The sequence below is a fragment of the Providencia sp. PROV116 genome, from assembly GCF_028482485.1.
In the GTDB taxonomy this organism is placed as follows: Bacteria; Pseudomonadota; Gammaproteobacteria; order Enterobacterales; family Enterobacteriaceae; genus Providencia; species Providencia rettgeri.
Genome location: NZ_JAMPQO010000003.1, coordinates 23063 through 35940 on the forward strand (window position 1 = coordinate 23063; position 12878 = coordinate 35940).

The 12878-nt window shown below is 40.6% G+C and carries 12 protein-coding genes; 7 read left to right on the forward strand and 5 right to left on the reverse strand.

Annotated features, from left to right (window positions below):
- Positions 1–53: 53 nt before the first annotated feature.
- From sapA to sapF, 5 genes are read left to right on the forward strand one after another with little or no spacing between them, the layout of a single operon-like run.
- Complete coding sequence (gene sapA, locus PSE72_RS03065; protein ID WP_217007735.1) at positions 54–1739, forward strand: ABC transporter substrate-binding protein SapA; 1686 nt, start codon at positions 54–56, stop codon at positions 1737–1739.
- Positions 1736–2701, forward strand: a complete 966-nt coding sequence (gene sapB, locus PSE72_RS03070) for a putrescine export ABC transporter permease SapB (RefSeq protein ID WP_115167365.1) — start codon at positions 1736–1738, stop codon at positions 2699–2701. The genes sapA and sapB overlap by 4 nt, the downstream gene beginning before the upstream one ends.
- A complete protein-coding gene (gene sapC, locus PSE72_RS03075) occupies positions 2688–3578 on the forward strand; it encodes a putrescine export ABC transporter permease SapC (RefSeq protein WP_115167366.1) in 891 nt (296 codons plus the stop codon). The genes sapB and sapC overlap by 14 nt, the downstream gene beginning before the upstream one ends.
- Positions 3578–4573 (forward strand): putrescine export ABC transporter ATP-binding protein SapD, encoded by a 996-nt coding sequence (sapD, locus tag PSE72_RS03080; protein WP_004910464.1) that lies wholly within the window; start codon positions 3578–3580, stop codon positions 4571–4573. The genes sapC and sapD overlap by 1 nt, the downstream gene beginning before the upstream one ends.
- Positions 4574–5377 (forward strand): putrescine export ABC transporter ATP-binding protein SapF, encoded by an 804-nt coding sequence (gene sapF, locus PSE72_RS03085; protein WP_004910462.1) that lies wholly within the window; start codon positions 4574–4576, stop codon positions 5375–5377. It begins immediately after the preceding gene.
- Positions 5378–5435: 58 nt separating this feature from the next.
- Here the strand turns inward: sapF and PSE72_RS03090 are convergent, their stop codons facing one another.
- Positions 5436–6302 carry a DUF817 domain-containing protein gene (locus PSE72_RS03090; RefSeq protein WP_042851575.1) on the reverse strand — a complete coding sequence of 289 codons (867 nt, stop codon included), beginning with the start codon at positions 6300–6302 and terminating at the stop codon, positions 5436–5438.
- A 306-nt stretch (positions 6303–6608) separates the two neighbouring features.
- On the opposite strand from PSE72_RS03090, the gene gstA reads away from it, so the two are divergent.
- Positions 6609–7214, forward strand: a complete 606-nt coding sequence (gstA, locus tag PSE72_RS03095) for a glutathione transferase GstA (protein WP_198641330.1) — start codon at positions 6609–6611, stop codon at positions 7212–7214.
- Positions 7215–7268: 54 nt separating this feature from the next.
- Here gstA and pdxY read toward each other — a convergent pair whose 3' ends face one another.
- From pdxY to anmK, 4 genes are all read right to left on the reverse strand, one after another.
- Positions 7269–8132, reverse strand: a complete 864-nt coding sequence (pdxY, locus tag PSE72_RS03100; protein WP_272690884.1) for a pyridoxal kinase PdxY — start codon at positions 8130–8132, stop codon at positions 7269–7271.
- A gap of 233 nt (positions 8133–8365) precedes the next feature.
- On the reverse strand, positions 8366–9640 hold the full coding sequence (tyrS, locus tag PSE72_RS03105; protein ID WP_109911271.1) for a tyrosine--tRNA ligase: 1275 nt from the start codon (positions 9638–9640) through the stop codon (positions 8366–8368).
- Positions 9641–9801: 161 nt separating this feature from the next.
- Entirely contained in the window at positions 9802–10455 is a 654-nt protein-coding gene (gene pdxH / locus PSE72_RS03110) for a pyridoxamine 5'-phosphate oxidase (protein ID WP_272690885.1), read from the reverse strand.
- Positions 10456–10475: 20 nt separating this feature from the next.
- Positions 10476–11594 carry an anhydro-N-acetylmuramic acid kinase gene (gene anmK / locus PSE72_RS03115; protein WP_198641331.1) on the reverse strand — a complete coding sequence of 373 codons (1119 nt, stop codon included), beginning with the start codon at positions 11592–11594 and terminating at the stop codon, positions 10476–10478.
- Positions 11595–12131: 537 nt separating this feature from the next.
- Between anmK and PSE72_RS03120 the strand changes: the two genes are divergently transcribed.
- Positions 12132–12599 carry a glycine zipper 2TM domain-containing protein gene (locus PSE72_RS03120; protein ID WP_004910448.1) on the forward strand — a complete coding sequence of 156 codons (468 nt, stop codon included), beginning with the start codon at positions 12132–12134 and terminating at the stop codon, positions 12597–12599.
- Positions 12600–12878 lie beyond the last annotated feature (279 nt).

The following is a 12878-nucleotide window of genomic DNA, read 5'->3' on the forward strand; positions in this document are numbered from 1 at the left end:
TCCCCCCATTTTTAGGCTACAATAGGTCAATTCTAGTTAACGATGTCAGTGGTATGCGCCTATTAACTCTTTGGTTTTTATTTCTCATTTCTGTGTCTGCACAAGCGCTTAATAACCAAGAGCGCTTTACCGATATTGTGGCTAACGAGGTTCCTGCAGATATACGCCAAAAAGGTTTTATTTACTGTGTAAATGGGGTCGTAACGACATTTAATCCACAACTAGTCAGTAGCGGGTTAATTGTCGACCCTCTCGGTGCTCAAATTTATGATCGCCTATTAGATGTTGATCCATTTACCTATCGTTTGGTTCCAGAACTGGCTGCTAGCTGGGAAGTTCTCGATAACGGCGCAACCTACCGTTTATACCTGCGTAAAGATGTAAAGTTTCAAAACACAGCTTGGTATACACCAACGCGTAATATGAATGCTGATGATGTTGTGTTCAGTTTTTCTCGCATGTTTGAAGTCAACCATCCTTATCATTATATCAATGGGGGACGTTACCCTTATTTCGATAGTTTACAATTTGCCAATAGTGTCCAAAGCATACGTAAAATTAATAACCATACGGTGGAGTTCCGTTTGAATTCACCTGATGCGTCTTTTTTATGGCATCTAGCAACACACTATGCTCCTGTCCTTTCATCCGAGTACGCCGATTACCTTTCAAGTATCAATCGCCAAGAGCTGATTGATTGGCGACCTGTGGGTACGGGGCCATTTCATTTAGATGACTACCAAGCAGGGCAATTCGTTAGACTCCTCAGAAATGACAATTACTGGAAGGGCTTGCCGCGTATGGAAGAAGTGATTGTTGATATGGGAGCCGGAGGAACTGGTCGCATTTCGAAATTACTCACCGGGGAATGTGATGTTTTAGCCTACCCTGCAGCAAGCCAATTAAAAGTATTACGAGATGACCCTCGTTTGCGGATTTCTATGCGTTCTGGGATGAATATTGCCTACCTCGCATTTAATACCAGTAAATCACCATTAGATAAACTAAAAGTACGTCAAGCAATTGCGTATGCAATTAATAATGAACGTCTAATGCAATCAATTTATTACGGTACAGCAGAAACAGCTGCATCTATTTTACCTAGAGCCTCATGGGCTTATGATAATCAAGCAAAGATCACTGACTATAACCCCGAGCTTTCCAAACAAATGCTCAAAGAGATGGGATTAGAAAATCTAAAATTGGATTTATGGGTGCCGATCGCTTCGCAATCATATAACCCTAGTCCACTAAAAATGGCTGAGCTCATCCAAGCAGACTTGGCGCAGGTTGGTATTGTTATGAATATCCGTTCTGTTGAAGGCCGCTTCCAAGAAAACCAATTAATGGATAGAACCCATGATATGACATTAGCAGGTTGGACAACTGACAGTAATGACCCTGACAGTTTTTTCCGCCCGCTACTAAGCTGTGCGGCAATTGGTTCCCAAACCAATTTAAGCCATTGGTGTAACCCCGCTTTTGATGAAATATTACATAAGGCACTATTGACACAGCAATTAGCCGCACGTATAGATTATTACCATCAGGCACAGCAAATTTTAGGGGAAGATTTACCTGTCTTACCCCTCGCCTACTCTTTACGTTTGCAGGCCTATCGCTATGATATAAAAGGGCTAATGATCAGTGCGTTTGGTAATACCTCATTTGCCGGTGTGTATCGGGAAATGGAGCAGGCTGAAAAAGTTTCTCCGAAAAAACAGAGGCAGCAACCATGATAATTTATTCACTGCGTCGTTTTTTACTTTTATTAGTCACGGTATTCTTCTTATCACTAGTCAGCTTTAGCTTAAGCTATTTTACGCCTAATGCACCACTGAGTGGCGCATCACTTATCGATGCCTATATTTTTTATTTTGAAGGCTTACTTCATTTTGATTTTGGCGTTTCAAGTATTAACGGGGAACCCATCACCGAACAATTAAGAGACACATTCCCTGCCACCATGGAGTTATGCATTTTAGCGTTTATTTTTGCTTTAACGACAGGTATTCCACTTGGGATTATCGCTGCTTTTTGGCGTAATAAACCAGCGGATATTGCTATCAGTGTTTTTGCTTTATTAGGATTTTCTGTCCCTGTATTTGTACTCGCACTCGTTTTAACCCTCTTTTTCTCATTACATTTAGGGTGGCTACCTGTATCGGGTCGAATTGACCTATTATACAATTTAAAAACAGTAACTGGCTTTGCCTTGGTAGATGCATGGCTTTCGGATTCACCCTATCGTAAAGATATGATCATCAATGTACTTGAACACATGGTGTTACCGGTTCTGACTTTAGCGCTCGCACCAACAACCGAGGTTATTCGGTTGGTACGTAATAGCACCGAAGAAGTCGCCAGTGAAAATTATATCAAAGCAGCCGCTATTCGAGGGTTGTCACGAATTAAAATCATCCGCCGCCATATTTTTCATAATGCTATCCCCCCCATTATTCCTAAGCTTGGGCTACAGTTTTCTACTATGCTGACACTGACCATGGTAACTGAACTCGTTTTTAACTGGCCAGGGCTTGGCCGTTGGTTAGTTACTGCTATCCGCCAAGAAGATTACTCCGCAATATCCGCTGGCGTGATGCTAATTGGCGCACTAGTGATTACTGTAAATGTGTTGTCTGATATTTTAGGCGCCATGATGGACCCATTAAAACATAAGGATTGGTATGTCCTCAGATAATTTTTATCGTGAACAAAAAATGCCATCCCCAACACGAGTGGTATGGAATATCTTCTCATCAGATGTGGTTTCTATGGTGGGATTTTTTGGTGTGTTAGTTTTATTAATTTTATGCTTTGTTGGCTCTTATCTAGCACCTTATGCACTAGACCAACAATTTTTAGGTTACCAATTAACACCACCGTCTTGGTCACATTATGGTGATGTTGCCTTCTTCTTTGGAACTGACGACCTTGGTCGTGATATTCTGAGTCGGCTATTAATTGGCACTAAATCAACGTTTGGTGCGGCTATTTTAGTCACACTGATTGCAACACTAATTGGATTAGTTCTCGGCTGCCTAGCGGGAATGACTCGCGGGTTAAAATCTGCAATTTTTAACCATATACTCGATACCTTGCTGTCAATCCCATCCTTATTACTCGCTATTATTGTCGTCGCTTTTATGGGCGCTAGTTTAGAAAATGCGATGCTCGCTATTTGCCTTGCATTAATTCCGCGAATGGTAAGAACCATCTATGTTGCTGTACATGATGAATTAGATAAAGAATACATCGTTGCCGCACGCCTAGATGGCGCTTCAAACATTTTTATTTTATGGTATACCGTACTGCCAAACATCACCCCTATTCTCGTCACTGAACTAACTCGGGCACTTTCAATTGCCATTTTAGATATTGCCGCTTTAGGTTTTCTTGATTTAGGTGCACAACTTCCATCTTCTGAATGGGGTGCCATGCTAGGAGATACTTTAGAGCTTATCTACGTTGCTCCCTGGACGGTTATCTTACCCGGTGTCGCTATCATGATAAGCGTGCTTTTTGTTAACCTTTTAGGTGATGGGCTACACCGTGCCATCAATGCGGGAGTTGAATAATGCCACTACTAGACATCCGCAATTTAACTATCGAATTTATGACTGCCAATGGCCCAGTCAAAGCTGTTGATCGCGTATCAATGACATTATCTGAAGGGGAAATCCGAGGTTTAGTCGGCGAATCAGGTTCTGGAAAAAGCCTTATTGCAAAAGCTATCTGTGGCGTAACGAAAGACAACATTCGTGTGAAAGCCGACCGTTTTCGCTTTCAAGACATTGACTTACTAAAACTCAGCCCACGTAAACGTCGCAAGTTAATTGGCCATAATATCTCCATGATATTTCAAGAGCCACAATCTTGTCTCGACCCAGCCGCTGATATAGGCAAACAGCTTATCCAATCGATTCCTGGATGGACATATAAAGGCCGCTGGTGGCAACGTTTTAATTGGCGTAAACGCCGTGCAATAGAACTGTTACACCGTGTGGGGATAAAAGATCATAAAGATATCATGCGCAGTTACCCTTATGAACTCACCGATGGTGAATGTCAAAAAGTCATGATAGCGATTGCGATAGCTAACCAACCACGGTTATTAATCGCCGATGAACCCACCAATGCGATGGAATCTACCACTCAGGCGCAAATTTTCCGTTTACTAGATAAATTAAACCAAAACAATAATATGGGAATTTTGCTCATTAGCCATGATATGGAAATGATGTCAAAACTTGTTGACCGCATCAACGTACTCTATTGTGGGCAAACGGTTGAGAGCGCAACACCAGAAGATATCCTACAGCGGCCACGCCACCCTTATACCCAAGCGTTAATCCGTTCAATCCCAGATTTTGAAAGCCCTCTTCCCCACAAAGGGCGGTTAAATACGTTACCTGGTGCAATTCCTTCTCTTGAACATTTACCTATTGGTTGCCGTCTTGGCCCCCGTTGCCCTTATGCACAACGTACTTGCATCAATGCGCCTCAACTGCGCAATATTAAAGGCCACCTCGTTGCTTGCCATTATCCGCTAAACACCGAGGAACAATCTTAAATGGAAACCTTACTTGAAGTCCGTAATCTCACTAAAACTTTCCGTTTTCGTGAGGGCCTATTTCATCGGCACGAATTGCAAGCTGTTAAGCCTGTTAGCTTTAACTTACAGGCAGGCCAAACATTAGCCATTATTGGTGCCAATGGCTCAGGAAAATCAACTCTTGCGCGAATGTTATCCGGCGTTGTAGAACCCACCAGCGGCGATATTTTTATACACGGACAACCACTTAATTTTGGCGATTATAGCTACCGTTGCCAGCGTATTCGCATGATTTTCCAAGATCCAAGTACGTCCCTAAATCCAAGGCAGCGTATTGGTCAAACGCTTGAACTCCCTTTAAAATTAAACACTGACTTAACTGGCATAGAACGTGAAAGGCGCATTATTCAAACGCTTCGCCAAGTCGGGTTACTTGCTGACCACGCTGAATATTACCCACATATGTTAGCATCGGGGCAAAAACAACGTATTGCACTGGCAAGAGCACTTATTCTACAACCCGAAATTATCATTGCTGATGAAGCGCTAGCTTCGTTAGACATGTCCATGCGCTCACAGATCATCAACTTAATGTTAGATTTGCAAGCAAAACAAGATATTGCATTTATCTATGTTACCCAGCACTTAGGGATGATGAAACACGTCAGCGATAAAATGCTTGTGATGGATAAAGGTGAAGTTGTCGAACGTGGTAATACAGCAGAAGTTTTAGCCGCCCCTCTTCATGACGTTACCCGACGACTAATTGAAAGCCACTTTGGTGAGCCTCTGTCAATAGATGCTTGGCGACAAGACTTATAATGGCTTTTCCATTGTCTGTGAGGAATTTTACTCACAGACAATGAACTAAACTCGTTATTTAGCGTGATATCGTGACATTAGCCTTAATATGTTTAAGGTGAACGACTATCGTAAATGTGACAATCACCAATAGTGACCATGCTCCCCATTTGCCTGCATGTACCATTGACCAAGCTCCAATCTGGTTTGGATATTGCCAAACACCAAAAAATGTCCCAAAATTCTCAGCCAACCAAATAAAAAAGCCAATTAGCATAAATGCGAGCAATAATGGCATTTTTCGTTCTTTATCTAGCGGAGTATAAAAAACCACACTACGGGCATACAACCCCATAATAAATGCAGCTAAATACCAGCGATAATCATCAATATAATGATGGCTAAAAAAATTAATATAAATAGCTAATGCAACTAATGTTGCCATCCAATAGGGTGGATAGTGTTCAATTCTTACTTTAAAAAATCGCCAAGATTGAATGATATAGCTCCCTACAGCGGCATACATAAAGCCAGTAAATAAAGGAACTCCCCAAAGCTTAGTGTAAGCTTCATCTGGATATTGCCATGATCCAATCGTTGCTGACGTTTTAAACAACTCCATCATAAAACCGACTAAATGGAAAACACAAATAGCCTTTAACTCATCCCAGGTTTCCAGTTTTGACCACACTAACAAGGCTTGAAAGGCAACTGCAAAAATCAATAACAAGTCATAGCGAGGGATGCCAATTAGCCCTTTAGCTGGTACCAAAAATAGCGCCAGAAAGAAAAAACCAGCGAATAAACAAGAACGAGCATTAATTAAACCGAAAAACCAAAACTCTAATAGAAAACGTTTAATGCCATGGCTATTATTCGGTTGATGTGCCATTAAAATTTGGTCTAATTTCCCTAACACATTCAATTTTTGACACAAACTGGTCATTTATTCGCTCACCTAATTTTTTATTACTTAGTTTGTTTTCTTTCATAAGACAAGGTGAGGAGTTTAACAAAATAGTTATCCCCTACATAAGGTAACTATCTTAGATTTATGCATTTTTATTTTTTATAGTTTTAAGCGCTGGGTTTACACTACCTATTAATATTAACGATACTTGCCATCCGATTTTAAGTTTTATTTTTTAACTCGCACCTGATGGCAATTCGTTAACAAAAAGTAATGATATACTTAAATGATATGTGTTTATTTGCTATATGAATGCCAATCCAACAATTTAGGAGTTTTATGATGAAATTATATTACGCTCCCGGTGCTTGCTCACTTTCTCCCCACATCATTCTGCGTGAAACTGGTTTAGATTTCAGTATTGAGCGAGTGAATATAAAAGAAAAAAAGACTGAGAAAGGTGAAGACTTTTTAGCAATAAACCCAAAAGGACAGGTACCAACCTTAGTGCTAGATAATGGCGAACAACTCACTGAAGGTGCTGTTATTGTTCAATATATTGCGGATCAAAAACCGGATCGTAACCTGATAGCACTTCCAGGTTCGATGAAGCGTTATCATCAACTAGAAGCCTTGAATTTTATTTCAACAGAGCTACATAAAACGTTCTCACCTTTATTCACTCCAGGGACACCAGAAGAGTATAAAGATACTGTCCGTAAGGTATTGTTTAATAAGTTTGAGTATGTTGATAGCGTGCTCGCTAAACAAGCTTTCTTTGCTGGAGATACTTTTAGTGTCGCTGATGCCTATTTATTTACGGTTAGTAATTGGGCAAAACACGTTGGGCTTGATCTGACTAGCTTGGCCCACCTGCAAGATTACAGTGCTAAAATCGCTAAACGCCCTAATGTTCAAGACGCATTAAAAGCGGAAGGCCTAATCTAATCTGTAGAATAGCGCTCTTTCGATAGAGCGCTATTTTTGATAATACAAATCAATTTAATCTAATTGTGTTGCACAGAAATTATGTTTTGGGTTAACCATTTTGTCTTGAGCAGCAACGAGTTGTAATTCGTATTCTTCCATTTCTTTGGTTTTTATCATCACTTCATATACCGCAGCTGCGACATGCTCTAATCCCTTATCTAAAGGCTCACCTTTCAATAAGTTAACCAACATTAAACCACTGGTCAAATCACCAACACCAACAGGTTGTTTTTCACCAAAATCAACTAATGGACGACTAACATGCCAGCTATGTTCCGCAGTAACCAAAATCATCTCAAAACGATCAGCACGATATCCCGCACGACTTAAATGCTTAACAAGCACTATTTTAGGGCCTTTGTGGCATAATTCACGTGCAGCTTGCGTGACCTCTTCGACATTTTTAATAGTTCTACCCGTTAAGGTTTCTAGTTCTAGTAAGTTTGGTGCAATAACATCACTAGCAGCCAGTGCACGCTCACAAAGGAATTCAGCAACCCCAGGAGCAACAATACAACCCTTCTCAGGATGCCCCATGACTGGATCACAAAAATACAGGGCTTGGGGGTTTGCTGCTTTTACTCTTTGCACGATAGCAAGAATATCATTCCCTTGCTCTGCTGACCCAATATAGCCACTTAATATAGCATCACAAATTTCTAATTTATGGATTTTAGCTAAACCATCAACGATATCGGTTAAGTGCTGCGCTGGAAAGACACTTCCAGTCCATTGTGAGTACTGTGTATGATTCGAAAATTGTACGGTATTGAGTGGCCACACATCTACGCCCATTCGGCACATAGGAAATGCAGCAGCACTGTTTCCTGCATGGCCGAAAACAACATGGGATTGAATTGATAATACGCTTTTCATTAAGAACCCAAAAAATTGTTATATCGAATGAAGAGAAATCAGTGATTACCCATTGCAAATATGAATACACTCCAAATAATCCAAGTCATATATAGGTGACATAAGAAAATAAGCCGAGGACATACATCAGTATGCAATTCAGAGAGCCTAGCGCAGTCAACACCAATACAGTTTGAATTATGACGAGTACAGCCCGGAAGATCCCAGGCTGATATTACAAAGGTTAGTCAGAGCTATTTCCAATTAATTAAACAGTCGTTTTTCTTACCGCGACGGATCAATGTATAACGCCCAAACAGGCGGTCTGCATCAGAGAAGACATACATTGGTTCTGTTTGTTTCTGGCCATTAATAGATACCGCGTTAGAACTAATTGCCGTTCTTGCTTGCCCACGAGAAGGCGTTAACTCTGAATCTACTAAAGCTTGCTGTAAATCAGCACCTGCTTCTAAGGTAATACAAGGAATACCATCTTGAGCTAATTGTTCAAAATCAGCTTCAGTTAAATCAGATACTGCACCAGAGAATAAGCTTTCAGTAATACGTTTTGCAGCAGCAAGCCCTTCTTCACCATGTACCAGTTTAGTGACTAATTCTGCCAGTACATATTGAGCCCGAGGCGCTTTTCCGCTGTTTTTATCTTCTTCTTCCAGTGCATTAATTTCATCTATTTCCATGAATGTGAAGAATTTTAAGAAGCGATAAACATCGGCATCTGCAGTGTTGATCCAGAACTGGTAAAATTTATATTGGCTAGTTTTCTTGGAGTCTAACCAAACTGCACCACCCTCAGTTTTACCGAATTTAGTGCCGTCTGCTTTGGTAATCAGAGGTACCGTCATGCCAAATACTTGGTTTTGGTGTAGACGGCGAGTTAAATCGATACCAGAAGTGATGTTTCCCCATTGGTCAGAACCACCAATTTGCAGTTCCACACCCATCTCTTTATTCAAATTTGCAAAGTCATAACCTTGTAAAAGGTTATAAGCAAACTCAGTAAAAGAGATACCAACGTCATCACGATTTAAGCGTTGCTTAACAGACTCACGGTTAATCATTTGGTTAACAGAAAAGTGCTTACCAATATCACGCAAGAAAGTCAGTACATCCATTTTGCCAAACCAATCATAGTTGTTAGCAAGGCGTGCACTGTTATCACCGCAATCAAAACTTAGAAATGGTGAAACTTGGTTACGAATTTTCTCTACCCACTCTTGAACGGTTTCTGTGGTGTTTAATTTACGTTCAGTAGCTTTAAAGCTCGGATCTCCAATAAGGCCCGTTGCGCCACCGACCAACGCCACAGGCTTGTGCCCGGCTAGTTGGAATCGTTTTAAACACAGCAAAGGAACCAGATGTCCCAAATGCAAGCTATCAGCGGTAGGATCGAAGCCACAATAGAGAGAGATAGGGCCCTGCGCCAGTCTCTCTGCTAACGCATCCTCATCCGTTACCTGGGCAACGAGGCCCCGCTCTTGCAATTGTTTAATCAGGTTATTGCTAGACATCAATGACTCCATCAGTTGTATTTTGTCTATCTATTTTGGTTTAAATGACCAGTAAGTTTGAGAGGTTTGTCAAAAACTCACCAGTGTAATTTGTCAATTTTCTTAAATGAAGCTATAGCATAAAGCGCATATCAATTAAGTGCCAGCTAAAAAACATGATCCTAAGGGGCTAATCTGTCAATTTTCCAGCCATTCTCTTCTCGCTGGTATAAAAAACGGTCATGCAAACGGTGAGCACCACCTTGCCAAAATTCAACACTATCAAATACCACTCGATACCCCCCCCAAAAACTAGGTAGTGGGACGTCACCATTCTTAACTTTTTGTTTTAGCTCTAAAAATTTTCCTTCTAAAATACCACGTGCTGAGATTTTAGAAGATTGCGCTGATGCCCATGCTGCAATTTGGCTATCTTTTGGCCTACTATGAAAATATTTAATTACTTCAATAGGGTTTAAACGTTCGGCAACGCCTATGAAATTGACTTGGCGCTCTAATGGATACCATGGAAAATGCAGGCTAATTTTATTGTTTTTTTCTAAATGCTGTGCTTTTCGGCTACCTAAATTAGTATAAAATACAAGGCCTTTATCATCAAAATGTTTTAATAGTACGATACGCTGGTAGGGTTGCCCGGTTTCATCCACCGTAGCAACACACATGGCTGTTGGGTCACTCAAACGAGCTTCGCATGCCTGTTTCATCCATAGTTCGAAAAGGGTCAATGGGTTTGGTGTTAAATCATGGCGTCTTAACCCACCTTTTGTGTATTCTCGACGTACTGCTGCGAGGTCAATCTCACCTAGTTCGTTCATTTTTGCATCCTTAACCACAATTATTTTTTATTGCTATTTTTAGGGTATATCGCCCCAAGCACAGTTTCTTGGCTTGCACCAGTTACAGAAGCCAAATTCCCTGAAAGCCCAGAAATGGTTCTAGCAGCTAACCATGCAAATGCCAAAGCTTCCATATCATCCCCACTCAAACCAAATTTATCACTTGGCGCCACTTCAATCCCAGGAAGTAAGGCTGCCATCCGCTGCATTAAAAAGGTATTTTTTGCTCCGCCACCGCAGACTATCAAACGCTCACAACCGCCACATAGTAACACTTGCTCTGCAATAGAGACTGCTGTCAATTCGCACAACGTTGCTTGCACATCATCAACTGAAATTGAAGGAAAATGAGCCAAATGCTGTTCTAACCATTGTGTGTTGAAATACTCTCGCCCCGTACTTTTCGGTGATGAACGCCTAAAGTATGGGTCACTTAGCATCGCTTTTAGTAATGCATGGTCAACTTGACCACGACTGGCCCATTCACCATCTTTATCGAATGCCTTTTGCTTAATACGCCAACTCCAGGTATCCATTAACATATTGCCAGGTCCAGTGTCATAACCTTTGACATAAGCACCAGGTAACAAAGCTGTTACATTAGCTATTCCACCAATATTTAGTACAATTCGTTTTTCTGTAGAATGCCCTAAAACAGCTAAATGAAATGCAGGAACTAAAGGTGCCCCCTGCCCCCCATAAGCCATATCTCTTCGCCGGAAATCACCTACCGTTGTGATCCCCGTTAAAGCCGCAATACGGTTATTATCACCTAACTGCATAGTAAAAGGTTGCTCGCCATCAGGCTCATGCCAAACAGTTTGACCATGGCAACCAATGGCAATGATATCTTCGGATGTTAGCCCTGTTTGAGTAAGAAGCTGGTTTATTGCATCTGCATATATAGAGCCTAGCTCTCTATCAATTTTACCAACCTCTGATAGCGTTGTTACTTGTCCTTGGCATATATCTAAAATTCTTTTTTTTAATTCAATAGGAAATGCAACACTCAAACTGGATTGCTCTGCGACAAATTTGTCACTAATTGCAGCAAGAACGACATCAACACCATCTAGGCTAGTTCCTGACATAACCCCTATGTAACGACCTGATTTCATCACTATTCTTGTTCCTTCAGAGTGCACATTAACTTTACAAAGCTCGACTACAAAAGATTGTGCTTTGATGACAAATTTTGTCAACAATTCGATGCAATTTCTCGGCGCGCTTCGCAGGAATAATAAATAAATGCTTTAAAACTCAAAATTGCTAGACAACCCAAATAAAAAAGACGTTTTGTAATACCTTAAATTTTCATTTCCAATATAATGGTACATAATACATTTATCAGCTCGGCATTACGGTTCTGTACCTCAGCTAAAGTTTTAACACCTTATTTCTGCTTGGCAACAGGTGCGAAAAGATGCTCATAAGCTGACTACCCTATATGAATATTTAACAAAGAGTGCCTTATTGAGTGAAATAATCGCGAATTTGAGATATTTTACCTAGTGTTTACACTCTATTTAAATCAATATCGGTAATCTAACCATCGCTTTTTAATACCATTATTTTGATACTTGTTGTGTTTATGGTGAAAACAAATATACGATGCTATGTTAGTGCCACAGACAGCAAATCTCATAGGAGTTCTTATGCTTAAGAAAGTTTTTGTAGGTGTTGTAGCAGTTGCAGCTTTATCAGGCTGTGTCAATACCAGTACGCTTTCTGGTGATACTATTTCAGCCAAGGATGCGAAACAGGTACAGACGGTGACTTATGGTACTGTTCTGAATGCTCGCCCTGTGACTATTCAAGCTGGTGAAGACGGCAACGTAATTGGAGCCATTGGTGGTGCAGTACTTGGTGGGTTATTAGGTAACACTATCGGTGGTGGGACAGGTAACACATTAGCAACTGCTGCGGGTGCTATCGCTGGTGGCTTAGCTGGCCAAGAAGCTCAAGGCGCATTAAATAGAAGCCAAGGTGTTCAATTAGAAATCCGCCTCGATAGCGGCAAAAACATTGTTGTAGTTCAAAAACAAGACCCAAACACCTTCCGTAATGGTCAACGCGTTATGATTGCAAATAGCGGAAATACCGTTACTGTATCTCCTCGATAATCTTACGGTTACTAAATTAGGTATGCTCACCGGCTATTGCCGGTGAGCATTTCTTATAAAAATATTACTGAATAATATAATAACTTTATGTTTTATAATCATATTTTATATTTATCATGCATGGCTTTTAAATAATGTAATTTCTTGTTTACACATAAATGCCTTGCTTTCAAACCAATAAACTTATTTTAGCTTATCCCCTCTAATCAATTGTTTGTTATTAATTAATACACACCAATGAATTAGCTAATTAAAAAAACAAAAGCAACGTCGAGACAT

Bases quoted from the DNA above. Each gene is read 5' to 3' on its own strand.
- sapA (WP_217007735.1), top strand. From the start codon at position 54: ATGCGCCTATTAACTCTTTGGTTTTTATTTCTCATTTCTGTGTCTGCA.
- sapB (WP_115167365.1), top strand. From the start codon at position 1,736: ATGATAATTTATTCACTGCGTCGTTTTTTACTTTTATTAGTCACGGTA.
- sapC (WP_115167366.1), top strand. From the start codon at position 2,688: ATGTCCTCAGATAATTTTTATCGTGAACAAAAAATGCCATCCCCAACA.
- sapD (WP_004910464.1), top strand. From the start codon at position 3,578: ATGCCACTACTAGACATCCGCAATTTAACTATCGAATTTATGACTGCC.
- sapF (WP_004910462.1), top strand. From the start codon at position 4,574: ATGGAAACCTTACTTGAAGTCCGTAATCTCACTAAAACTTTCCGTTTT.
- PSE72_RS03090 (WP_042851575.1), bottom strand. From the start codon at position 6,302: ATGACCAGTTTGTGTCAAAAATTGAATGTGTTAGGGAAATTAGACCAA.
- gstA (WP_198641330.1), top strand. From the start codon at position 6,609: ATGAAATTATATTACGCTCCCGGTGCTTGCTCACTTTCTCCCCACATC.
- pdxY (WP_272690884.1), bottom strand. From the start codon at position 8,132: ATGAAAAGCGTATTATCAATTCAATCCCATGTTGTTTTCGGCCATGCA.
- tyrS (WP_109911271.1), bottom strand. From the start codon at position 9,640: ATGTCTAGCAATAACCTGATTAAACAATTGCAAGAGCGGGGCCTCGTT.
- pdxH (WP_272690885.1), bottom strand. From the start codon at position 10,455: ATGAACGAACTAGGTGAGATTGACCTCGCAGCAGTACGTCGAGAATAC.
- anmK (WP_198641331.1), bottom strand. From the start codon at position 11,594: ATGAAATCAGGTCGTTACATAGGGGTTATGTCAGGAACTAGCCTAGAT.
- PSE72_RS03120 (WP_004910448.1), top strand. From the start codon at position 12,132: ATGCTTAAGAAAGTTTTTGTAGGTGTTGTAGCAGTTGCAGCTTTATCA.